The following is a 22,546-nucleotide window of genomic DNA, read 5'->3' as shown; positions in this document are numbered from 1 at the left end:
GATACTGCCCCGTGTGGAGGGAGGGAGGCGCGGGCCGAGCCTTGCGATGACCCTAACGCGGCTCTCCTGGTCCGGCAAGTCGCGGCATCGAGGAATGATGGGGGAAACACCGACCAGAGGTCCGACAAAAGTCCGACAAAAGTCCGACGCTTTGCCGACAGCGATTTTGATCCTGAATGGCGGCGTTACTCGACCCGGAACAGCTTGTCCCGCGAGGTCTCTCCCCGCACCAAAACCACCGTGCTCTTCGCCCGCCCCATCGCCTTGGCCAAAAGCTTGATCACGTCTTTCGTCGCCTTGCCGCCCTCAGGCACCGTGGTCACATAGGCACGCACCTGCCCGTCCTCGACCGTCACCGCATTGCGCGAGGCTTTGGGGGTCACGCGCACCGCCAAAAGCCCGTCTGTCACCGCCGCCTCAAGCGCCGTTTTCAATTCCGCTTTATCCATGGCCCCTCATAGCATCTGAGCGGTTGAAAACACCTGCAAAAATGACGACATGTTGGGCGACCCGCTGATGAAAGGCTCCTCATGCCCGCTCCCAATCCCGCCGCTCTCGACTTCCTCCTGACCCGTCGGTCCCGTCCTGCCAAGACGCTCACGGCCCCCGTGCCGGATCGCGACGCGCTGATGCCGATCCTGACCGCGGCGGCACGCACGCCGGATCACGGAAAGCTCGAACCTTGGCGCTTTATCGTCTTGGAAAAAGACGCCCTCACGCGCCTCGCCGGGATGATCAACCCATTGGCCAAAAAGAACAAAATCGCCGAAGAGAAGATCGAGAAAGCCTATCGCCAATATGCCGACGCCGATCTCGCCGTCGCCGTTGTCTTCTCTCCGAAAGAGAGCGACAAGGTCCCGGAAATCGAACAGCTTTACTCCGCAGGCGCCGTCTGTCTGTCGCTGCTGAACGCCGCCCTTGCCGCCGGTTGGGGCGCCAACTGGCTCTCGGGCTGGGCCACCTTTGACCGGGACTTCTGCGAAAAAGGCCTCGGCCTCGCGCCCCATGAAAGCATCGCCGGTCTCATTCACATCGGAACCGAAACCATTGCCCCGCCGGAGCGCCCGCGCCCCGACCTGTCGACCATCGTCACATGGATGGATGCGTGATGTTCAGCGATTTTGCCAAGGCCATCGGCCAGCTTGGAGACAAGCGATTTCAATCGGTTCTGCTCAAGGGGCTGGGCCTGACGGTCGCGCTTCTTGTGGCGATCTATCTGGTCTTCGTCTGGGTCATCGGCATCTTCGTGCCCGACACCTTTACCCTGCCGCTCATCGGCGAAATCACATGGGTCGACAACGCGCTCTCCATCGGCTCGTTCTTTCTGATGATCGGCCTGTCAGTCTTCCTGATGGTGCCTGTGGCCTCCGCCTTCACTGGTCTCTTCCTCGAAGAGGTCTCCGAGGCCGTCGAGGATGTACATTACCCCGGCCTGCCCGAGGTGCCGCGTCAGTCGTTTTCCGACATGCTTCTGGACTCTTTGGGCTTTCTTGGCGTCATCGTCGTCGCCAACCTGATCGCGCTGGTGCTCTACCTGCTCCTTAACATCGCGGCACCGGTGATCTTCTGGGCCTTGAACGGCTTCCTTCTGGGCCGGGAATATTTCCAGATGGTTGCGATGCGCCGCCTCGGGCGCGAGGGCGCAAAAGCTGCGCGCAAACGCCACATGCCGGAGATCTGGCTGGCAGGGGCTCTGATGGCGATTCCGCTGTCGATCCCGCTGGTGAACCTGCTGATCCCGGTGCTGGGCGCGGCCACCTTCACCCATATGTTCATGCGGCTTGAAGGCGGCTCAACTGTCGGCCACTGAGGGCAGTTTCGCGGTCCAGTCGAGATCGTGCCAGCTCACCCAACCCGACAGGATCACCGCGACCAGTACGGCCCAAATCGCCGTCGCCACAAGAGTGACCCAAAGCGCCTTGCGCTTCGGGTTGTAATTCGCCGGCGCCCCGTCATGCGTGCCCTCAACCTTTTCGCCCAGATCGCCCTGTGTCTTCAAACCGATGGGCAGCGCAACCAGCATGGTCATGAACCATGTCACCGCATAGAGAACGATGGCCGAGGTGATCGCCATCAGACCTGCTCAAGCTCGATCAGGCAGCCGTTGAAATCCTTCGGATGCAGGAACAGGACCGGCTTGCCATGGGCGCCGATTTTCGGCTCGCCTGTGCCGAGGACGCGGGCGCCTTCGGATTTCAGCTTGTCGCGGGCGGCGAGAATATCGTCGACCTCGTAACAGATGTGGTGAATGCCGCCCGAAGGGTTCTTGTCGAGAAAGCCCTGGATCGGGGAGTTTTCGCCTAGCGGATAGAGCAGTTCGATCTTGGTGTTCGGCAATTCGATGAACACCACGGTCACACCATGATCCGGTTCGTCCTGCGGCGGGTTCACCTTGGCGCCGAGCGTATTCGCGTATTGCGCGGATGCCGCTTCGAGATCCGGCACGGCAATGGCGACGTGGTTGAGACGACCGATCATGTTTCTCTCCTCCAGATGGGGTCTTTTCCCGGTTATCGCCCGCCGCAGGCAAGGCCGCAAGGGGGCGTTTGCGCTCACAGAGTGCCGATCCGTCCGCGAGCAGCGCTTGGTTAACCGCTCATTCACCAGTTTCGCGCTTTAATCCGACTCGCACTGGATGGAGCCATGAAATGACCGACGATCTCGACAGCCTGATGGTCGCGCCGATGCCGACCGCCGACCGCCCGCTTCTGGGCCTCACCGTTCTCGTGGTGGAGGACAGCCGCTTTGCCTCCGAGGCGATGCGCCTTCTGTGTCTGCGATCCGGGGCGCGCATCCGACGCGCCGACACGCTGAGCGCGGCACATAAACACCTGCGGGTCTATCGTCCGAATGTGGTGATCGTCGATCTCGGCCTGCCGGACGGTTCCGGCGCCGAACTGATCGACGAGCTTGCCAATGCCCGCCCGCGTGTCGATGTGCTGCTCGGCATGTCCGGCGACAGCGGTGCGGAGGCGCTTGCGATTGCCGCGGGGGCCGACGGTTTCATCGAAAAGCCGATTTCCTCGCTCGGGGCCTTTCAGGAACGCGTTCTCTCCTGTCTGCCCGAAGGCGTGCGGCCCGAGGGGCTGCACGCCGTCAATTCCGACGAAATCAGCCCCGACCCAATCGCGCTTCAGGACGATTTCGTGCATATCGCCGATCTTCTGACCACCGAAGGCGGGGAGAATCTTCTGGATTACATCGCGCAATTTCTGGGCGGCGTCGCGCGCACCGCGGGCGATGCGGAGATGGAGGTGGCCGCCCAGGCGCTCGCCTATCATCGCGAAAAGGGCCTGCCCTATGGCTCAGAGGTGGCACGCATCGCCGGACTGGTGCAATCCCGGATCGAACCGCGCAAGGTGGTGTAACGCCCGCTGTTTACCAAACAAAAGGCGCGGAGATCGCTCTCCGCGCCTTTGTCATGTCTTTGTCAGACCGCTTACTGCTCTTGCGGGATGACCCGGAGGTGCAACTCGCGGAGCTGTTCGTTCGAGGGCTCCGAGGGTGCACCCATCATCAGGTCTTCGGCGCGCTGGTTCATCGGGAAGAGCATCACTTCGCGGATGTTGTCCTGATCGGCGAGGATCATCACCGCGCGGTCGATACCCAGAGCACAGCCCCCGTGCGGCGGGGCGCCGTATTGGAAAGCGTTGACCATACCGCCAAAGCGTTTCTCGACCTCATCCTTGCCATAGCCCGCGATCTCGAAGGCCTTGAACATGATCTCCGGCTTGTGGTTCCGGATCGCACCCGACACCAGCTCATAGCCGTTACAGGCCAGGTCATACTGGTTGCCCAGCACCTTGAGCGGATCGCCCAAGAGCGCGTCCATCCCGCCCTGCGGCATGGAGAAGGGGTTGTGTTCAAAGTCGATCTTGCCGCTCTCTTCGTCCTGCTCGTAGATCGGGAAATCGACGATCCAGGCGAATTTAAAGGCATCGCGCCAGTTTTCGTCCTCCGGCGCTTTCGGCGTCTCTTCCCAGATCACCGTGCGGGCTTTGCCAGCCACACGCTCAAAGGACTTCGGCTTGCCACCCAAGAAGAAGGCCGCGTCGCCCACTTCGAGGCCAAGCTGCTGACGGATCGCCTCGGTGCGCTCCGGGCCAATGTTTTTCGCAAGCGGACCGGCGGCCTCCATCTGACCGTCGGTCTCGCGCCAGAAGATATAGCCCATCCCCGGCAGGCCCTCTTGCTGGGCGAATTTGTTCATCCGGTCGCAGAATTTGCGCGAACCGCCTTTCGGCGCCGGAATGGCGCGGACCTCGTTGCCCTCTTGTTCGAGGAGCTTGGCGAAGATCGCAAAACCCGACCCCCGGAAGTGCTCGGAAACGTCCTGCATCTTGATCGGGTTGCGAAGGTCCGGCTTGTCGGTGCCATACCAAAGTGCCGAGTCTTTGTACGAAATCTGCGGCCAGTCGCGGTTCGCTTTGCGCCCCTTGCCGAATTTGTCGAACATGTCGGCGATCACCGGCTCCATCACGTCAAAGATGTCCTGCTGCGTGACAAAGGACATTTCCATGTCGAGCTGGTAGAAGTCCGTCGGGCTGCGGTCAGCTCGCGGGTCTTCATCGCGGAAACAGGGCGCGATCTGGAAATATTTGTCGAAACCCGACACCATCAGAAGCTGTTTGAACTGCTGCGGCGCCTGCGGCAGGGCGTAGAATTTGCCCGGGTGAAGACGCGACGGCACGAGAAAGTCCCGCGCGCCCTCGGGCGACGAGGCGGTGATGATCGGCGTCTGGAATTCGTTGAACCCCTTGGCCCACATGCGCTGACGCAGATCGGCCACCACATTGGAACGCAGAATCATGTTCTGCTGCATGCTCTCGCGGCGCAGGTCGAGATAGCGGTATTTCAGACGGGTCTCTTCCGGGTACTCCTGATCGCCAAACACCATGAGCGGCAGTTCCTTGGCGGAGCCCAGCACCTCGAGATCGCGCACGAAGACCTCGATCTCTCCGGTGGGCAGTTTCGGGTTCACCAGCTCCGGGTCACGTGCCTTCACCGTACCGTCGATGCGGATACACCATTCGGAACGGACCTTTTCCAGCGCGGAGAACACCGGGCTGTCCGGATCGCAGAGCACCTGGGTCATGCCGTAATGGTCACGCAGATCGACGAAGAGAATGCCGCCGTGGTCCCGGATGCGGTGCACCCAGCCGGAGAGGCGCACGGAGTCGCCCACATTGGATTGGTTCAGTTCGGCGCAGGTGTGGCTGCGATAGACGTGCATGTATCAGGTCCCTTTGGAAAACGTGCCATGCCTTTAAAAGGCGCTTGGGCTGATACACTCGTACAAGCAGGGAAAGTCAAGGGTTCGCGGCCTTTCACGCGGTCCGAACTGCCCGAAGCGTACAAAACTCAGCGCATCGGGGCCGCGACAGCCACACGGCCCGATGCAGACCATTTGTCCGCGACCGGACCTCTCGCCGTCACCATGACGCGGTAGAGCCCGACCATGATCAGGACAGAGGCGTATCCATCCACGGCATAATGCCAGCCGAGATACACCGAGAGCACGCCGTAGATCAGGACGCAAACCGCCCCGAGCACGGCGCTCAGGATCGGCAGGCTCCGCGCCACGGGGGCGGACAACAACCGGCGGGACAGATCGCGCCCGAGACGATAAATGTAGAGACCGAAGACCGTCGCCATGGAGATATGGACCGAGGGAAAGGCGGAAATCCCGGACCCCACGACACCGGCTTCACCGGAATAGGCCGCCCAGAGACGCGTCTTGACCGCCAGAAGGCGCCCCGCGTCCTCCCGCTCGACAAGCGCCAGTGCGCCGGCATGCGCCTCCTCGAGCCCTCCCGGAAAAAGATCCGCGAAAATGGGGCCATAGGACAGGAAAGCCACGGCGGCGACGTTGCCAATCAGCACCCAGGCCGCCATCCAGAGCAAAATGAACTGGCGCCGACGCTGCGGATCTGGGTCGCAAGCCACAAGGAGCACGGGAAAGAAGGTCGCCGGAAGAATCCAGGAATTGAGATAAAACGTCGCAAGCCCTGTGGTGTCGAGACCGGAAAGCGCCCCGAGCAAATCATGCGGCGTATGGCCGAAATGCAGCGCGACATCGAGGCGGGTCAACACGTCATCGGCCCAGAACGGCATCACCTCGGGCATGTTGACCTTTACGCTGCTGAACATGCAGGTGAACACCGAGCAATAAACCACCGCGGCCATACTCGGCACCCAACGCGATGTGAGATGGCGCCGCACGGGACGAAGGAAAGCAACGATCGCAACACCCGACACGAGGAGCCAGACAGGCAGAACATGCCCCGCAAGTTTCGCGGCGAAACTGAACGCCTGGGTGACGGCCGTCAGGACGACGAGGGGATTCTGCCCTGTATGAATCAGAAACAGGCTGCCGATCACCAGATAGATCAAGGTCCCCGCCCCCAGAACGGCATCCGGAGCGCTTGCCCTGCGCCAAATGGATTTGAAAAACTGTCCTGAAGTCGCATGCTGCGGCATATCGGCTATCGACATATAAAACACCTTTAAAACACATTTTCCTCTCTGAATTCCGTCCAATTCAACGGGACAAATACGGCCCCAATCGGGCCGATTGGGGACAATTGAGAGACACGGGCCGACGGCGATCCCGTCTCAAAAAGCCGCCGATCCCGGGCTATCGCTTTTTTCAAGAAACATGCCCCAAAGCCGGCTTTCCACCCTTGCGCCCAATCGCTCCATGACTATAACCCACGACAATTTGCGCGTGCCCTGCTATGAGGTGCGCGCGAAGTGCTGCTCAACATATTGCCGGGGTCCGCCATGCCGAAGAGAACCGATATTTCCTCCATCATGATCATTGGTGCGGGGCCGATCATCATCGGGCAGGCCTGTGAGTTTGACTACTCCGGCGCGCAAGCCTGTAAAGCGCTGCGCGAAGAGGGCTACCGGGTCATCCTGGTGAACTCCAACCCGGCGACGATCATGACCGATCCGGACATGGCGGATGCTACCTATATCGAACCGATCACCCCCGAGGTTGTCGCCAAGATCATCGAGAAAGAACGCCCCGACGCGCTCCTGCCCACGATGGGCGGGCAAACCGGGTTGAACACCTCTCTGGCTCTGGCCGACATGGGCGTGCTCGACAAGTTCAACGTCGAGCTGATCGGTGCCAAACGCGAGGCCATCGAGATGGCCGAAGACCGCAAACTGTTCCGCGAGGCGATGGACCGTCTCGGCATCGAGAACCCGAAGGCCGACATCGTCGCCGCACCGAAACGCGAAGACGGGCGTTATGACATTGCCGCCGGGATGAAGATCGCCATGGAAGCGCTCGAGCACATCGGTCTTCCCGCGATCATCCGTCCTGCCTTTACCCTCGGCGGCACCGGCGGTGGCGTGGCCTACAACCGCGACGATTACGAGAAAATCTGTCGCTCCGGGCTCGAAGCCTCGCCGGTCGCCCAGATCCTCGTCGACGAGAGCCTTCTGGGTTGGAAGGAATACGAGATGGAGGTAGTGCGCGACAAGGCGGACAACGCCATCATCGTCTGTTCCATCGAGAACGTCGATCCGATGGGCGTGCACACCGGCGACTCTGTGACCGTCGCCCCGGCCCTGACGCTGACCGACAAAGAATACCAGATCATGCGGACCCATTCGATCAACGTGCTGCGTGAGATCGGTGTGGAAACCGGCGGCTCCAACGTGCAATGGGCGGTGAACCCCGCCGATGGTCGGATGGTCGTGATCGAAATGAACCCGCGCGTGTCGCGCTCCTCCGCTCTTGCCTCGAAAGCCACCGGTTTCCCGATCGCCAAGATCGCCGCGAAACTCGCCGTCGGCTACACGCTCGACGAGCTGGACAACGACATCACCAAGGTGACGCCCGCCTCCTTTGAGCCGACCATCGACTATGTCGTCACCAAGATCCCCAAATTCGCCTTCGAGAAATTCCCCGGCGCGAAACCGGAGCTGACCACGGCGATGAAATCCGTGGGCGAAGCGATGGCGATTGGCCGGACCTTCCACGAATCGATGCAGAAAGCGCTGGCCTCGATGGAATCGGGTCTCACCGGCTTCGACGAAATCGAACTGCCGGACATGCCGAAAGCCGCACAGATCGTCGAGGCTGACGGTGCGGAAGACAGCCTGCCGCGCATCCTTCTGGGCGCCGACGAAAGCGCGCAGCAGATGATCGACAAGACCGTGACCCGCGAGCTGGCCAAGGCAACGCCGGATCGTCTGCGGGTCATCGCGCAGGCCATGCGGTTTGGTTTTACCGACGAAGAGATCAACGAGATCAACAGTTTCGATCCGTGGTTCCTGGCCCGCATCCGCGAAATCATGGTCGCCGAATGCGAGATCAAGAAAGACGGCCTGCCGGTCACCGAAGAGGGTCTGCGCAAGCTCAAGATGCTCGGTTTCACCGATGCGCGTCTGGCGAAACTGACGGGTCGCGACGAGGCCAATGTGCGCCGTGCGCGCCACAACCTCGGCGTCACCGCCGTGTTCAAACGCATCGACACTTGCGCTGCCGAGTTCGAGGCGCAGACGCCCTACATGTACTCCACCTATGAAATGCCGATGATGGGCGAGGTGGAATGCGAAGCGCGCCCCTCGGACCGCAAGAAAGTCGTCATTCTGGGTGGTGGTCCGAACCGGATCGGCCAAGGGATCGAGTTCGATTATTGCTGCTGTCACGCCTGTTTCTCGCTGACCGAACAGGGTTACGAGACAATCATGGTGAACTGCAACCCGGAGACGGTTTCGACCGATTACGACACCTCTGATCGCCTCTATTTCGAGCCGCTGACCTTCGAGCATGTGATGGAAATCCTGCGCGTCGAGCAGGACAAGGGCACGCTTCATGGTGTGATCGTGCAGTTCGGCGGCCAGACACCGCTGAAACTCGCCAATGCGCTCGAAGCCGAAGGCATTCCGATCCTCGGCACCACGCCGGACGCCATCGACCTTGCCGAAGACCGCGAGCGGTTCCAGGACCTCGTGAACCGTCTCGATCTCAAACAGCCGCACAACGGCATCGCGCATTCCGACGACGAGGCCATTGAAATCGCTTCCGACATCGGCTTTCCGCTGGTGATCCGCCCGTCCTACGTGCTGGGCGGCCGCGCGATGGAGATCGTGCGCGACATGGAAGGCCTGAAACGCTACATCCGCGACGCTGTGGTCGTCTCCGGCGACAGCCCGGTCTTGCTCGACAGCTACCTCTCGGGCGCGACCGAGATCGACGTCGATGCGCTCTGCGACGGCGAGAAAGTCCATGTCGCAGGCATCATGCAGCACATCGAGGAAGCGGGCGTCCACTCCGGCGACAGCGCCTGCTCCCTGCCGCCCTACTCGCTCAAGCCCGAGATCATTGAGGAGCTGAAACGTCAGACCGAAGCTCTGGCGCTGGCGCTCAACGTGGTCGGCCTGATGAACGTGCAATATGCGGTCAAAGACGATGTGATCTTCCTCATTGAGGTCAACCCGCGTGCCTCCCGCACCGTGCCGTTTGTCGCGAAAGCGGTGAACAGCCCGATCGCCTCCATCGCCGCACGGTTGATGGCGGGCGAAAAGCTCGACACGTTCGAACTGGTCGATCCGGCGAGCACCGGGCGCTATGCGGTGAAAGAGGCCGTGCTGCCCTTCGCGCGTTTCCCCGGCGTCGATACGATCCTCGGCCCGGAAATGCGCTCCACGGGCGAAGTCATGGGCGCCGACAAGAGCTTTGCCCGCGCCTTCCTCAAGGCGCAGATGGGGGCAGGCACCAACCTGCCCAGCTCCGGCAAGGTGTTCGTTTCGGTGAAGAACTACGACAAGAAGCCGAAGATGGTCGAGGCGATCAAGACCCTCTCGGATCTGGGTTTCGAGATCATCGCAACCCGTGGCACCGCAAAGTTCCTCAAGGAAAACGGCGTCGAAAGCAAGGTTGTCAACAAGGTCTATGAGGGCCGCCCGAATATCGTCGACATGATGAAGGACGGCGAGATCGCGCTGGTTCTGAACACGACGGAAGGCAATCAGGCGCTGGAAGACTCGCGCGAAATCCGCTCCGTCGCGCTCTACGACAAGATCCCGTATTTCACCACCGCCGCCGCCTCTCACGCCGCCGCCATGGCGATCAAGGCGCGGCTCGAAGGCGAGATCGAGGTGTTGAGCTTGCAGGACGTGTGAGGTTTTACCTCTCCTGAATTGAGACAGCTATTGCGACAGGCCCCGCTCAGTCGGGGCCTGTCTCTTTTGCGAATGCAGCAAATCCCTTGACTTCTTCCCCGCTCTCCCCCATTTGGCATCCAACCGTCTCCCCATGCTGCCGCGTGAGCAGCCGCGCACAGGCCGTTTCAGGCAGGCGCCACAGGGGGCGGAGATCGGGCGCAACCCGCCCACAGGTTCCCACATTCACGCAAGGGGTCCGGCGGAAAGACGGGGTGGGCATATGGCACGCTCCGGAGACCTTTTCCGCGACCAACCAAGTGCCCGCAAAAGCGGGTGCGTCTAGCGTGTGGGTTTCCCACCAAAGGACAGATATGACTGATTTTTCCATGCTCGGCCTCAAGCCGAAGCTGCTCGATGTGTTGAAAGAGATCGGCATCGAGACCCCGACCCCCATTCAGGCCCGCGCCATTCCCGAAGTGATGAACGGCCGCGACGTCATGGGCCTTGCGCAGACCGGGACGGGCAAGACGCTCGCCTTTGGCCTGCCGCTTTTGCACATGGCGTTTTCCGATGGCTCGAAACCCGCGCCCAAGACCGTGCGCGCGCTCATTCTCGCCCCGACCCGCGAGCTGGTCAACCAGATCGCCGACGGGCTGTTTCCGTTCATCAAGGGCTCGCATCTCAAGCTCAACCGCGTCGTGGGCGGCGTGTCGATCAACGCCCAGATCAACCGTCTGGATCGCGGCACCGACATTCTTGTCGCCACGCCGGGTCGTCTGATGGACCTGATCGACCGCAAGGCCGTGCGTCTCGACGAAACCACCTTCCTTGTCCTGGACGAGGCCGACCAGATGCTCGACATGGGCTTCATCCATGCCCTGCGCAAACTCGTGCCGATGCTGGCCCAAGAGCGGCAGACCATGCTGTTCTCCGCCACCATGTCGAAAGAGATGAACGAGATCGCCCAGAGCTACCTGACCTCTCCGATCCGCATCGAAGTGTCGCCTCCGGGCAAGGCCGCCGACAAGATCGACCAGGAAGTGCATTTCATTCCGCAGCCGGAGAAATACGAGCTGTTGAAAGAACTGCTCTGTAACCACTCCGACGAGCTGGCGCTGGTGTTTTCCCGCACCAAACACGGGGCGGAGCGGATGGCGAAGAACCTCGTGCGCGATGGTTTCGAAGCCGGTGCGATTCACGGCAACAAATCGCAGGGCCAGCGCGAGCGCACTCTGGCGGCGGCAAAATCCGGCAAGCTCAAGGTGCTGGTCGCGACCGATGTGGCCGCGCGCGGGATCGACATCCCAGCGGTGCGTCACGTCTATAACTACGAGCTGCCGAATGTGCCGGAAAACTTCGTGCACCGCATCGGCCGGACGGCGCGTGCGGGCCGCGACGGCAAAGCCGTGGCCTTCTGTTCGCCGACCGAGCTGGACGATTTTCGCGCCATCGAGAAAGTGATGAAGATTCGCATTCCCGTGGCGACCAAGGCCTCATGGGCTGCCGACGACCAGAAGGCCCAGCCGAAGCCCAAGCCGCAGGGACGCCGCGGGGGCGGTGGCGGTCCGCGTGGTGCGAACTCCGGCGGCGGCAAACCGGCAGGCGGCAAACCCGGCGCCCCCAAAGGGGCAGGACGTCCCGGAGGCGGTCGCCCGCAGCGCAGACGGTCTCGCGGCTAAGACGAAAAAAGGCGGCTCCCGGAGCCGCCTTCATACATTCCAGCCCCTTGGTATCAGGTCGCTTCCTGTTCCAGATGCAGCTTCATGTTGATCAGCACCTGTTGCAACTCAAGCGTCTCGCGCAACAGCCGTTTCGCCTCGTTGATGGTGATGATGCCATCCTCGATCGCATCGGTATATTCCGCCATCAACATGGCAAACCGCTGCGACAGCGCAACCACATCCGCGTTCACCCCACCCTGTTTCGGATGCTCATTGCGGGCCGCGTCATAGGACAGTGCAATCCCCTTGAGCTCGGCCAGTGCCGAGGTCACATGCGGATAGCCCGCCGCCGCCTCGAGCTGGGACACCGCATCCACGGGCATGAACCGGTCGGAATGCTCGTCGGCCGTCGAATAATAGCGCCCGAGCGTCGCTTTCGACTTGCCGGTCAGCGCACAGGCCGCCTCCAAACCCACATCCTTGACCAAAGCCTCGGTGTGTTTCTTCAAATACGTTCCGGCTGCATCCATACCCTGTGCCCCTAAACCTCAGCGCATCCCCGGATGGGGAATTCGCTTTACCATTTCCCATTAAATTCCCGATTTTCGCATGACATACAAGAGCGTACCTGCCGTCGCAGGAGATGAACGAGTATCCGGTGCACTGCACCGGGCCGGGTGGAAGCCGTTTCAGGGAAGGAAGTCTGGGTCTCAGGTGCACGTTTCCGGCTCCCTCATCCCCTAGCCCTTACGGGCGTCAGCCGGTTTCTGGTAATGAGTATTCACTTTTTTCCGGTTTCCACCCGTGCGCGTTTTCGCGAACCGACCCCGCAGAGTTCAGATTCTCCGTCGGTTTTCCCGCCCCACGACGCAACACCGCTTGATCCCCCTCCCCCCGATCTGGCAGATGAGCGTCATGGCAAAGCTCTACTTTCAATATTCGACGATGAACGCGGGCAAATCGACCCTGCTGCTTCAGGCCTCCTACAACTATCGCGAACGCGGGATGGATACCTATCTCATCACCGCGAAATTCGACAAACGCGCGGGCGAAGGCCGGATCGGCAGCCGCATCGGCATCGGCACCGAGGCCGACACGTTCGAGGAGGGGGAGGATCTGTTCGCCAAAATCGAACGTAGGTTGGCTGAGAGTGAGGTGGCCTGCATCTTCATCGACGAAGCGCAGTTCCTCTCGAAAGATCAGGTCTGGCAACTGGCCCGCGTGGTGGACGATCTGCGCGTGCCGATCATGTGTTACGGGCTGCGCGTCGATTTTCAGGGCAATCTGTTTCCCGGCTCGGCAGCCCTTCTGGCACTGGCCGATGAAATGCGCGAGGTGCGCACGATCTGTCATTGCGGCAAGAAAGCGACGATGGTGGTGCGCATGTCGGAAAGCGGGATGGTTTTGACCGAGGGCGCGCAGGTCGAGATCGGCGGCAACGAACGCTATGTCTCGCTCTGTCGCAAACACTGGCGCGAGGCCATGGGCGACGTCTGAGGCCGCGTTTACCGTTTTTTAAAGACTATGACAGGGGCGGGCGTGGACTGTGACAGCGCGTTAAGCTTTGCGCGTCCGTTTGTGACAGGGCGTTAAGGATCATCTGATCACGGATCAAACCGTCAATCGAACGAAAAAAGGGCGGATCAATCCGCCCCGTTCTTAGGATCAGTGCAAGCGCCCGCCATTCGGCACGGCCAGATCCGTACGCGCCAAAACCACCGCGCCGTTTTCATCCGGGAACCCGAGCACCAGCACCTCGGACATGAACCGCCCGATCTGACGCGGCGGAAAGTTCACGACCGCCATCACCTGTTGCCCGACAAGCGTCTCAGGCGCGTAATGCACAGTGATCTGGGCGGAGGATTTCTTTTCGCCGATCTCCGGGCCGAAGTCGATCCAGAGCTTGATCGCGGGCTTGCGGGCCTCTGGATAGGGTTCGGCACGAACGATCGTCCCCACCCGGACATCGACCTTCATAAAGTCGTCGAAATCTATGAGATCGCTCATCCCGCCAGCTCCTTCGACCGATCTGCCGCCGCCTTGACCGCCTTGGAAAGCAGCGCCGGGAAGCCCGTTTCCTCATCCATCAACACCGCCAGCGCCGCAGCCGTCGTACCACCCGGAGAGGTTACATTGACCCGAAGCTGGGCCGGGTCTTCGTCCGACTCCTCGGCCAGTTGTCCCGAACCGCCGACAGTGGCCTTGGCCAGTTGCATCGCAAGCTCCGGCGACAGCCCTTGCTCGACCCCGGCGGCGGCCAGTGCTTCGATCAGATGGAACACATAGGCTGGGCCGGAGCCGGAGACGGCGGTCACCGCATCCATCTGGGCCTCGCCCTCTAGCCGCACCACCTGTCCCACCGCGCTCAAAAGCGCCTCAGCGAGATCGAGATCCGCAGCCCCGGCTTTAGCGTTGCCGATGATCGCGGTGATGCCGCGCCCCACGGCCGCCGGCGTGTTTGGCATGGCGCGCACGACAGGCGTGTCGGCCCCCAGCACGGTTTCATAGGTCGCAAGCGTGATTCCCGCCGCCACCGACAGAAACAGCGTCGTACCATTTCCCAATGCCTGAAGCTTCGGCAGGGCATCCCCCATCATCTGCGGCTTGACCGCCACCAGAACGATGGCCGGGTCTTTCGGCAGGTCGGTGTTGAGATGCACACTGGTCGAGCGCAGCCAATCGGAAGGATGCGGATCGAGAACGGTGACGGAGCCCGGCGGCAAACCTCCGGCCAACCAGCCCTTGAGCATGGCCGAGCCCATCTTGCCGCAGCCCAAAAGCACCAATCCACGCGCTTTCACATTTTCCATGATCCACTCCGTCTGTCATAAGAAAGCCCCCTGAGGGCATCAGGGGGCACTCTATCAATCGTAAGCCCGAGCGCAACGCGGGCAAGCGGTGCGATTTCGCGCGGGTGCTTATGCCGCTTATGCGCGCCCGTAAGCCTCGCGGATCGCCACATCCATGGCGTCCTCGGGCGAGCGATCCGACCAGGCCACAAGCTGGAAGGCCGGGTAGAAGCGTTCGGCGGCGCCCACAGCCGCGCCGATCAGACGGTCGACCTGTTCGGGGCTGGCGATCTGGCCGCCCGAGAGCACGAGACCGTAGCGATAAACCATCAGGCGCTGTTCGTGCCAATAGGTAAAAGCCCCGGTCCATATCTGATCGTTAGCGCGGTTCAGCACGTCGAAGATTTGCGGCAGCTTCTCCTCGGGCGGCTCCATCTCGAAAGTACAGATAAGGCGCAGCGTTTCATCATATTCCGACCACGCCAGCGTGATGGAATAGGTGCGCCACTGGCCCTCGACCGCCATGGCGATCTGATCTTCGGCGACACGGTCGAATTCCCAGTCATTGTACTCGCACAGGTGCTCGCACAGGTCGATCGGGTGAATTTCGGTGGAAAAGCTCTGCTCAATAAGCGACATTCACGGGCCTCTTCTGGTCTGCGTCCCGTGGCTGTGCGACATCCCCCCTTGCGCGACATCACAGCGGCGGCCACTAAGACTTGGTGCCTGCTCTAAGGATCGGTGGGATTTCACCTCCCCTTACCAGATATGGTGTGATGAAAGCGACGAATCTGTAAAGCGAAATATTTGTGTTATCCCCAGCATTCCGGGGTCATCCACAAGTTGCTTAATTTTTCCCCAGCCCTCTAAAGCCCCCTGTGGACAGAAAAAAGCCCCCCAAACGGGAGGCTTTCGCAGTCAGGAAACGTGAGGCAATCGGATCAGGCGTTTTTCACAGCTTCCAGCGCGTCGAGGCGCTTTTTCAGCTCTTCGTTTTCCTCGCGGGCCTTTTGGGCCATGGCGCGAACCGCTTCGAATTCCTCGCGGGTGACGAAATCGCGATCCGCCAGCCAGCGGTCCATGACGCTTTTGAGCGCGGTCTCTGCCTCGTCCTTCGCGCCCTGCGCCACGCCCATGGCATTGGTCATGAGTTGGGAAAAATCGTCGAGAATCTTGTTGCGGGTCTGCATGTCTGGCTCCGTCCGGCACATTCGTGATGTCTTGTGACCTATATGGGGCGACGGGGCGCAAATCACAAGGTTGACTTCCGCCCCGCCGTGGCGACAGTTGCGCTCATGTTGACACGCCTGCCTGCCGTTCTGAATTTCCCCGATCTCTCCCCGATCCTGTTCGAGATCAATCTCGGGCCGGTGCATTTCGCGCTGCACTGGTATGCGCTCGCCTATATCGGCGGCTTCCTGATCGGCTGGTTTCTCATCCTGCGCGCCCTCAAGGCCACGCGGCTCTGGGCCGCCGACACGCCCCCCCTGACCAAACCCGAGTTCGAAGACCTGCTGACCTGGCTGATCCTCGGCGTCATCCTCGGCGGGCGTCTTGGCTATGTGCTATTCTACAAACCCGGCTATTACCTTTCCCATCCGATTGAAATCCCGATGGTATGGCAGGGCGGCATGGCGTTTCACGGCGGCTTTCTCGGAGTCATCATCGCGGCCCTGCTTTGGGGCGAGAAACACAAGAAACCGCTTCTGTCACTGGGCGATCTTCTGGCCATGGCGACCCCGCCGGGGCTTTTGCTCGGACGGATCGCAAATTTCGTCAACGCAGAGATTTGGGGCAAGCCCTGGGACGGTCCCTGGGCGGTGATCTTCCCCGGAGAGACGGCACAGGCCTGCGCCAATGTCGGCCCGCTCTGTGCCCGCCATCCCTCGCAACTCTACGAGGCGGGGATGGAGGGGCTGATCCTCGGCGCGCTGATCCTTGCACTCGTCTGGGGCACGAAAGCCTTCAAACGACCGGGCCTGATCATGGGGCTGTTCTTCGCAGGCTACGGCATCTCGCGCTTCATCGTTGAGGTCTTCCGCCAACCCGATGCGCAATTCGTCACCGCCGCCAATCCCAATGGTACGGTCCTCCTCGGCATGCAGATGGGGCAACTCCTGTCCCTGCCGATGATGCTGATCGGGCTGTTCTTCATACTCCGCGCCAAACGCTCATGACCGCGCTCACGGATATTCTGATGCGCCGCATCGCCCAGACGGGGCCGATCTCGCTTGCGGAGTATATGGCGGAGTGCCTGCTTCACCCGGAGCATGGCTATTACACCACGCGCGACCCTCTGGGGGCGGCAGGCGATTTCACCACCGCGCCGGAAATCAGCCAGATGTTCGGCGAGCTTCTGGGGCTATGCCTTGCGCAAAGCTGGCTCGATCAGGGCGCGCCCGTACGCTTTACGCTGGCCGAAATTGGTCCCGGACGCGGCACGCTGATGGCCGATATCCTGCGCGCCACGCGCGGCGTTCCGGGGTTCCATACGGCCGCGCAGGTGCATCTGATCGAGGCCTCCCCCACCCTGCGCGCCGCTCAAAAGGATCGTCTGTCAGACTATGATGTCACATGGTGCGATCAGGTGTCCGATCTGCCCGACGCGCCGCTCTGGCTCATCGCCAACGAGTTTTTCGACGCGCTTCCCATCCGGCAATTCACCCGCAAGGGAGACGGTTGGGCAGAAACGCAGGTCGGGCTGCAAGACGGCACTCTGACCCTCGGTCTCGCCGCCCCCGCGCCCCTCGCCGCTCTCGCCCATCGCCTCAGCGACACAACAGACGGTGATGTGGTCGAGCTTTGCCCCGCCGCCGCGCCCATCGTCACGGAGATCGCCACGCATCTCAAGCAAGGCGGCGCGGCGATCTTCATCGACTACGGCGACTGGCGCAGTCTCGGCGATACGTTTCAGGCGCTCGAAGCCCATAAGAGTGTCGATCCGCTCGCCCACCCCGGTCACGCCGATCTGACCGCCCATGTGGATTTCGAAGCCCTGAGCCTTGCCGCCCGCAGCGCAGGTGTCGCCGCCTCACAAATGCTCCCGCAAGGCGCGCTTCTGGCCCACCTCGGCATCGCGGCCCGAGCCGAGGCGCTTGCGCGAAATCTGAGCGGGACCGCCCTCAAGAGCCACGAGAGTGCATTTGACCGGTTGACCTCGCCCTCGGAAATGGGAACCCTCTTCAAAGCGCTGGCACTTGCGCCCGCCCCCGATTTTCTGCCCCCCGGATTCGACGCATGACACTCGACATCATCACCTCCGACGCGCTCGATGGCATCCGCCACGGCTTTTTCACCCGCAAGGGCGGCGCCTCGTCCGGCGTGTTCGAGGGGCTCAACTGCGGCCTCGGATCGACCGATCAGGCCGATATCGTCAAAATCAACCGCAGCCGCGCGGCACAGGCGCTCGGGCTCGGGCCCGAAGCGCTTTGCGCGGCGCATCAGGTGCACTCCCCGGATGTCGCCCGCATCGACGGGCCGCAGGACGGCACTGCCCCCAAGGTGGATGCGCTGGTCACCGACCGGCCGGGACTGGCGCTGGTGATTCTCACCGCCGATTGCCAGCCGGTTTTGTTCGCCGACCGTGAGGCCGGCGTGATCGGCGCGGCCCATGCCGGGTGGAAGGGCGCAATCGCGGGCGTGCTCGAAGAGACGCTCGACGCGATGGAGGCGCTCGGCGCCACTCGCGGCAATATTTCCGCCGTCATCGGCCCGACGATTTCGCAACGCGCCTATGAAGTCGGCCCCGAGTTCTTCGAGGACTTCCTCGCGGACACCCCTGAAAACGCCCGCTTCTTCGCCAATGGCGAGGGCGATCGTTACCTCTTCGACCTCCCGGCCTATGGGTTGCATCGGCTGCGCGAAGCCGGTGTCGGCCATGCCGAATGGACCCGACATTGCACCTATTCCGATCCGGAGCGGTTCTATTCCTACCGCCGCTCGGTGCATCGCAAGGAAGCCGATTACGGACGACTCATCTCGCTCATCCGGCTCTGAGCCGAATTTACCCTGCCCCCGAAGTCTTTGGGGCAGGAATAGGGCCCTTCCCCGCCCCAATTTTGCCCGAAACACCCCGCGCAAGCCGCCGCCATCGCTGCATGGAATCTGGAATTAACCTTAATTTTCTTAAGGTTAATGCACCCCAAACCCGAGCGCCCCCAATGCGCCATATCGCATCGGGTTTCCGAAAACTTTCTCCTCGACCCGCCCCATTTTCGCCGAATCGCCCCGGCATATTGTTCTCAACACCGAAACAGACGCCGCGACAGCCCCCAGGACTGTCCCCTGCGGCGCAGGTCACGAGAGAGCCAAAAATGAAAAACCGTCGCTGGATGAAGTCGATGATTGCCGAAGCCAAGAAGGCCGAGGTCGAGATGCCTTGGGCGCGCGGCACGCGCCGCACCGCCTTCATCGCGAAGAAGGCTGACAAACCGGTGCTGCGCCGCTCGGCCTGAACCCGATCACGGCGACGATTCGCACCTTGAAGCGCCTGCCTGGCGCGATAGGCACATCATTGCCCCAATACAAAGAAACAAAGCGACGGCGGACCGGGCGACTGGTTCCGCCGTTAACTGTAATTAGCTAAAATTTTTGACAATCCTGGCGGAAATCTGAGATCGTATAGGAACTGGTATCGGTGGGGGCCGACACAGTAAGAGGTTTCCGATGTCGCAGCCCCTGTCTGGCTCTCTGGCCGGATCGCACCTGAGCGCCGAGCGCCGTGCCCTTCCGCAATCGCTGCCCCATGATCTGGATCAGATGCCCGGCTCCGGCCTGACAACGGCGCAGCCGAAAACCGCCTGGACCGTACGTCGCGCCCGTCCTATGGAGCATCAGGCGCAGGCCCTGCGTCGCTACGATCTTCTCTGGCGCGCGCCGACTGGCGAGATCTGCGAAACGCCACACACCGCCCCGGCACTCCCGGTATTCGAGGCCGCGTTCAATGCATTCGCACGCGGGGCTCTGATCCCGACCGTCGCAGGGCCCGTGGCGATCGAGGACCTGCTGCCCGGCGATGAGGTGGTGACGCTCGACAACGGCGTGCAGCGGGTGGACTGGATCGGGTCGATGACACTCGACACACGCGGCACACGGTCGCCCGAGGCCCGCGCCGAGCGTCTCTATCGCATCACCGCCGACACATTCGGGCTCGACCGTCCGGCACCGGATCTCGTGCTGGGGGGAGGCGCGAGCTATCTCTTGCAGGCGGAGGCACTGAAATCCTGGCTGGGCACATCGAGAGCGCTGGCCCCGATCACCGGCATGGTCGACGGGGTCTCGGTGATCGAGGTCACGCCGATCTCCGCCGTGCGCAGCTATCACCTCGCGCTCGGGCGTCACAGCCTGATCCGGGTCAACGGCGTCGATCTCGAAAGCTATCACCCCGGCCCCTCTGCCTCCGGCCAGTTGCAGGGCGATCTGCGGGCGCGCTTCATGGCGCTGTTTCCGCATCTCGACAACTTGGGTGATTTCGGCGCACTAGCCCATCCGCGGCTCACCCCCGGCGATCTTCTGGACCTGATGTTCCGCTAAACCTTTCCACGGCCGGCCTTCCCTCCGACCGGCCTCCACGAAAAGCGGCCCAGCCAGAAGGCGGGCCGTTTTTTTTCATGCAAATGTCGACAGATCAGGCGTTCTGGGCCAGCCGCGCTTCGAGCACGTCGAAAGGCACGCCCGGCTCGTCCTTGGCACAGCGGATCACCAGCGAGGTCTTGACCGAGGCGACATTCTCGGTCGACAGCAGTTCTCCGGTCAGAAAGCTCTGGAAGGTCGAAAGATCGGGGGCGACGCATTTCAGGATGAAATCCACTTCGCCGTTGAGCATGTGGCATTCGCGCACCAGCGGCCACTCGCGGCATTTCGCCTCGAATTTCGAAAGGTCGCTCTCCGCCTGGCTTTGCAGGCCCACCATGGCGAACACCTGCACTTCGAAATTCAGCGCCCGCGTGTCGACGACGGCGTGATAGCCCCTGATGAACCCGCTTTCCTCGAGCGTGCGGACCCGGCGCAGACAGGGCGGTGCGGAAATCCCCACCCGGCGGGCCAGTTCGACGTTGGTCATCCGCCCGTCGGCCTGAAGCTCCGCAAGAATTTTCCGGTCGATCTCGTCGAGTTTATGTGAGGGCATCTGTCTTCCGCCTTGGCCATAAAAGGCCATTAATTCCATAGATGTGCGCAAACAGGCGTTTACGCGCAATATTCTTTCTCATTATGGCAAGAAAGTTTCAAGAGGATTTCGCCTGCGTCATGTGCGGCAAACGGGCATTCCGCCTTCGATTGCCCATTTTTTCACCGCGGCTGTGCGTCGCACAGGGTTTGCCACGCCGCGTCGCGGTGTCTATATCGAAGCCAACAGCAAAGACAACACGCAAAAATGGGGTCCCGACATGGCGGACACGAAACACACGAAAGTTCTGATCATTGGCTCCGGTCCGGCCGGCTATACTGCGGGCATCTATGCCGCGCGGGCGATGCTTTCGCCGATCCTCGTGCAGGGGATGGAGCCGGGCGGTCAGCTCACCACCACCACCGAAGTCGAGAACTTCCCGGGCTACAGCGAAGTGCAGGGCCCGGAACTCATGGTGAAAATGGAAGAGCACGCCCGCGCGATGGGCACGGAGATCATCTCCGACCTGATCGTCGAGCTCGACACCGACAGCCGCCCGTTCGTGGCCAAGGGTGACAGCGGCACGGTCTATACGGCAGATGCGGTGATCCTCGCCACCGGTGCGCGCGCCAAATGGCTGAACCTGCCGACCGAAGAGGCGTTCAAGGGCTATGGCGTTTCCGCCTGTGCGACCTGTGACGGGTTCTTCTATCGCAATATGGAGATCGTGGTGGTCGGCGGCGGCAACACCGCCGTGGAAGAAGCGCTGTTCCTGACCAACTTTGCCTCGAAAGTGACGCTGATCCACCGCCGCGACAGCCTGCGCGCCGAAAAGATCCTGATCGACCGTCTCATGAAGAACGAAAAGATCGTGCCGCTCTGGGACAATGAACTGGTCGAGGTTTACGGCGATGAGGCCCCGATGAAGGGCGTGAACGGTGTCAAGGCGCGCAACGTCAAGACCGGCGAGATCACCGACATTCCGGCCAAGGGCGTGTTCATCGCCATCGGCCACGCCCCCGCCAACGAGTTGGTGAAAGACAAGCTTGAGCTGCACAACGGCGGCTATGTCTCGGTCAAACCGGGCTCGACGGAAACCTCCATCCCCGGCATTTTCGCTGCGGGCGACCTGACCGATCACAAATACCGCCAGGCCGTGACCTCGGCAGGCATGGGCTGCATGGCCGCGCTCGACGCCGAACACTGGCTCGCCGCACAGGAGTGAATAGCACTCTGCTCACCGTCTATCGTCTGGTCGTTCCGGGGCAAAACCCGGAACGACCCGTCACCTCTCCAGAGGGGCGGTTTCATCATAACGGGCAACCCGCGATCTACACCTCCCTCACCCCGGAAGGCACCCGCGTCGCCATTGCACGCTATGCGACCGACGGGGTCGAACGCGATCTTTGGGCGCTGGAGATTGCCCTCACGCAGCTCTCGGACCACAGCGGCAACCCCGCGCTTTCCGTCATCTGGCAGAATATTCGTGCCCGTGGGGAGCCTGCGCCAACATGGCGGTTCTCGGACCAAGCCCGCATGAAAGGCGCAGAGGCCATGCTCTATTCCTCGCGCTCGCGCCCAGAACTGACCCATTGCGTCCTTTTCACCCCGCAGGTGATCCGGGCGATACGTCGCCTTTCCACCTGACAACATCCATGTCCTCTCGTGCGAAAAGAACCAATCCCAAGACCCCGGAAACATTGATCGCGGAACAGCGACATTACCGGGACATTTGTTCCATAAAATACGGAAAATGAGGCCTTGAAGCCTCATTTTCCGTTTCTTGAACCGGCTCTATTGATTTGCCGACCCGCAAGGGAGTATGGCTCCCCGGAGCCTGCGGCGTCATGTTTGTGCGGGCCAAT

Annotated in this window: 24 protein-coding genes; 13 read left to right on the top strand and 11 right to left on the bottom strand. The window is 61.7% G+C overall.

Annotation, left to right across the window (positions count from 1 at the left end; all coding sequences use genetic code 11):
* Window positions 1-185 precede the first annotated feature (185 nt).
* The gene (locus CEW89_RS18180; RefSeq protein WP_066710410.1) at window positions 186-449 is read right to left on the bottom strand and encodes a DUF167 domain-containing protein; all 264 of its coding nucleotides are present in this window, start codon (window positions 447-449) and stop codon (window positions 186-188) included.
* A gap of 81 nt (window positions 450-530) precedes the next feature.
* Between CEW89_RS18180 and CEW89_RS18175 the strand changes: the two genes are divergently transcribed.
* Together CEW89_RS18175 and CEW89_RS18170 are read left to right on the top strand one after the other, a co-directional pair.
* The gene (locus CEW89_RS18175) at window positions 531-1,109 is read left to right on the top strand and encodes a nitroreductase family protein (protein WP_066710407.1); all 579 of its coding nucleotides are present in this window, start codon (window positions 531-533) and stop codon (window positions 1,107-1,109) included.
* Window positions 1,109-1,810 (top strand): EI24 domain-containing protein, encoded by a 702-nt coding sequence (locus CEW89_RS18170; RefSeq protein ID WP_066710404.1) that lies wholly within the window; start codon window positions 1,109-1,111, stop codon window positions 1,808-1,810. The genes CEW89_RS18175 and CEW89_RS18170 overlap by 1 nt, the downstream gene beginning before the upstream one ends.
* Here the strand turns inward: CEW89_RS18170 and CEW89_RS18165 are convergent.
* Together CEW89_RS18165 and mce are read right to left on the bottom strand one after the other, a co-directional pair.
* Window positions 1,793-2,074, bottom strand: a complete 282-nt coding sequence (locus CEW89_RS18165) for a DUF1467 family protein (protein WP_066710401.1) — start codon at window positions 2,072-2,074, stop codon at window positions 1,793-1,795. The two genes, CEW89_RS18170 and CEW89_RS18165, sit on opposite strands and share 18 nt — an antisense overlap.
* Window positions 2,074-2,478: a methylmalonyl-CoA epimerase gene (gene mce, locus CEW89_RS18160; RefSeq protein ID WP_066710398.1), complete on the bottom strand. Its 405-nt coding sequence runs from the start codon at window positions 2,476-2,478 to the stop codon at window positions 2,074-2,076. Before mce ends, CEW89_RS18165 begins: the two co-directional genes overlap by 1 nt.
* 170 nt (window positions 2,479-2,648) lie before the next feature.
* Between mce and CEW89_RS18155 the strand changes: the two genes are divergently transcribed.
* Complete coding sequence (locus CEW89_RS18155) at window positions 2,649-3,368, top strand: response regulator (RefSeq protein WP_096806860.1); 720 nt, start codon at window positions 2,649-2,651, stop codon at window positions 3,366-3,368.
* 71 nt (window positions 3,369-3,439) lie between these two features.
* Here the strand turns inward: CEW89_RS18155 and aspS are convergent, their stop codons facing one another.
* Window positions 3,440-5,233, bottom strand: a complete 1,794-nt coding sequence (gene aspS, locus CEW89_RS18150; RefSeq protein WP_096806859.1) for an aspartate--tRNA ligase — start codon at window positions 5,231-5,233, stop codon at window positions 3,440-3,442.
* Between the two features lie 128 nt (window positions 5,234-5,361).
* Window positions 5,362-6,495 carry a phosphatase PAP2 family protein gene (locus CEW89_RS18145; protein ID WP_096806858.1) on the bottom strand — a complete coding sequence of 378 codons (1,134 nt, stop codon included), beginning with the start codon at window positions 6,493-6,495 and terminating at the stop codon, window positions 5,362-5,364.
* A gap of 288 nt (window positions 6,496-6,783) precedes the next feature.
* Between CEW89_RS18145 and carB the strand changes: the two genes are divergently transcribed.
* Together carB and CEW89_RS18135 are read left to right on the top strand one after the other, a co-directional pair.
* Window positions 6,784-10,143 (top strand): carbamoyl-phosphate synthase large subunit, encoded by a 3,360-nt coding sequence (gene carB / locus CEW89_RS18140; RefSeq protein ID WP_096806857.1) that lies wholly within the window; start codon window positions 6,784-6,786, stop codon window positions 10,141-10,143.
* Window positions 10,144-10,496: 353 nt separating this feature from the next.
* Window positions 10,497-11,804 (top strand): DEAD/DEAH box helicase, encoded by a 1,308-nt coding sequence (locus CEW89_RS18135; protein ID WP_096806856.1) that lies wholly within the window; start codon window positions 10,497-10,499, stop codon window positions 11,802-11,804.
* A gap of 53 nt (window positions 11,805-11,857) precedes the next feature.
* Here CEW89_RS18135 and CEW89_RS18130 read toward each other — a convergent pair whose 3' ends face one another.
* Window positions 11,858-12,316, bottom strand: a complete 459-nt coding sequence (locus CEW89_RS18130; protein ID WP_066710385.1) for a hypothetical protein — start codon at window positions 12,314-12,316, stop codon at window positions 11,858-11,860.
* A gap of 385 nt (window positions 12,317-12,701) precedes the next feature.
* Here CEW89_RS18130 and CEW89_RS18125 point away from each other — a divergent pair, with 385 nt between their 5' ends.
* Window positions 12,702-13,283: a thymidine kinase gene (locus CEW89_RS18125; RefSeq protein ID WP_096806855.1), complete on the top strand. Its 582-nt coding sequence runs from the start codon at window positions 12,702-12,704 to the stop codon at window positions 13,281-13,283.
* Window positions 13,284-13,451: 168 nt separating this feature from the next.
* On the opposite strand, the gene CEW89_RS18120 is transcribed toward CEW89_RS18125, so the two are convergent.
* From CEW89_RS18120 to CEW89_RS18105, 4 genes are all read right to left on the bottom strand, one after another.
* A complete protein-coding gene (locus CEW89_RS18120) occupies window positions 13,452-13,793 on the bottom strand; it encodes a tRNA-binding protein (RefSeq protein WP_066710379.1) in 342 nt (113 codons plus the stop codon).
* Entirely contained in the window at window positions 13,790-14,596 is an 807-nt protein-coding gene (proC, locus tag CEW89_RS18115; RefSeq protein WP_066710376.1) for a pyrroline-5-carboxylate reductase, read from the bottom strand. Before proC ends, CEW89_RS18120 begins: the two co-directional genes overlap by 4 nt.
* A 117-nt stretch (window positions 14,597-14,713) precedes the next feature.
* Window positions 14,714-15,214 carry a type III secretion system chaperone family protein gene (locus tag CEW89_RS18110; RefSeq protein ID WP_066710373.1) on the bottom strand — a complete coding sequence of 167 codons (501 nt, stop codon included), beginning with the start codon at window positions 15,212-15,214 and terminating at the stop codon, window positions 14,714-14,716.
* 302 nt (window positions 15,215-15,516) lie between these two features.
* A complete protein-coding gene (locus CEW89_RS18105) occupies window positions 15,517-15,765 on the bottom strand; it encodes an accessory factor UbiK family protein (protein WP_066710370.1) in 249 nt (82 codons plus the stop codon).
* 117 nt (window positions 15,766-15,882) lie between these two features.
* Here CEW89_RS18105 and lgt point away from each other — a divergent pair, with 117 nt between their 5' ends.
* From lgt to CEW89_RS18085, 5 genes are all read left to right on the top strand, one after another.
* Entirely contained in the window at window positions 15,883-16,752 is an 870-nt protein-coding gene (gene lgt, locus CEW89_RS18100) for a prolipoprotein diacylglyceryl transferase (RefSeq protein ID WP_198403567.1), read from the top strand.
* Window positions 16,749-17,816 carry a class I SAM-dependent methyltransferase gene (locus CEW89_RS18095; RefSeq protein ID WP_096806853.1) on the top strand — a complete coding sequence of 356 codons (1,068 nt, stop codon included), beginning with the start codon at window positions 16,749-16,751 and terminating at the stop codon, window positions 17,814-17,816. Before lgt ends, CEW89_RS18095 begins: the two co-directional genes overlap by 4 nt.
* Window positions 17,813-18,571, top strand: a complete 759-nt coding sequence (gene pgeF / locus CEW89_RS18090; RefSeq protein ID WP_096806852.1) for a peptidoglycan editing factor PgeF — start codon at window positions 17,813-17,815, stop codon at window positions 18,569-18,571. Before CEW89_RS18095 ends, pgeF begins: the two co-directional genes overlap by 4 nt.
* A 317-nt stretch (window positions 18,572-18,888) precedes the next feature.
* Window positions 18,889-19,029: a hypothetical protein gene (locus CEW89_RS21115; protein WP_198403455.1), complete on the top strand. Its 141-nt coding sequence runs from the start codon at window positions 18,889-18,891 to the stop codon at window positions 19,027-19,029.
* Window positions 19,030-19,240: 211 nt separating this feature from the next.
* Window positions 19,241-20,107: a Hint domain-containing protein gene (locus tag CEW89_RS18085; protein ID WP_096806851.1), complete on the top strand. Its 867-nt coding sequence runs from the start codon at window positions 19,241-19,243 to the stop codon at window positions 20,105-20,107.
* Window positions 20,108-20,201: 94 nt separating this feature from the next.
* On the opposite strand, the gene CEW89_RS18080 is transcribed toward CEW89_RS18085, so the two are convergent.
* A complete protein-coding gene (locus CEW89_RS18080) occupies window positions 20,202-20,702 on the bottom strand; it encodes an Lrp/AsnC family transcriptional regulator (protein ID WP_066710359.1) in 501 nt (166 codons plus the stop codon).
* A 259-nt stretch (window positions 20,703-20,961) separates the two neighbouring features.
* Here CEW89_RS18080 and trxB point away from each other — a divergent pair, with 259 nt between their 5' ends.
* Together trxB and CEW89_RS18070 are read left to right on the top strand one after the other, a co-directional pair.
* The gene (gene trxB / locus CEW89_RS18075) at window positions 20,962-21,906 is read left to right on the top strand and encodes a thioredoxin-disulfide reductase (protein WP_096807295.1); all 945 of its coding nucleotides are present in this window, start codon (window positions 20,962-20,964) and stop codon (window positions 21,904-21,906) included.
* Window positions 21,903-22,328, top strand: a complete 426-nt coding sequence (locus CEW89_RS18070) for an RES family NAD+ phosphorylase (RefSeq protein ID WP_157779918.1) — start codon at window positions 21,903-21,905, stop codon at window positions 22,326-22,328. Before trxB ends, CEW89_RS18070 begins: the two co-directional genes overlap by 4 nt.
* Window positions 22,329-22,546 lie beyond the last annotated feature (218 nt).

This window comes from Celeribacter ethanolicus (assembly GCF_002407265.1).
In the GTDB taxonomy this organism is placed as follows: Bacteria; Pseudomonadota; Alphaproteobacteria; order Rhodobacterales; family Rhodobacteraceae; genus Celeribacter; species Celeribacter ethanolicus.
Note: the sequence above shows the minus strand (reverse complement) of the source record. Positions and strands in the feature narration are given on the sequence as shown.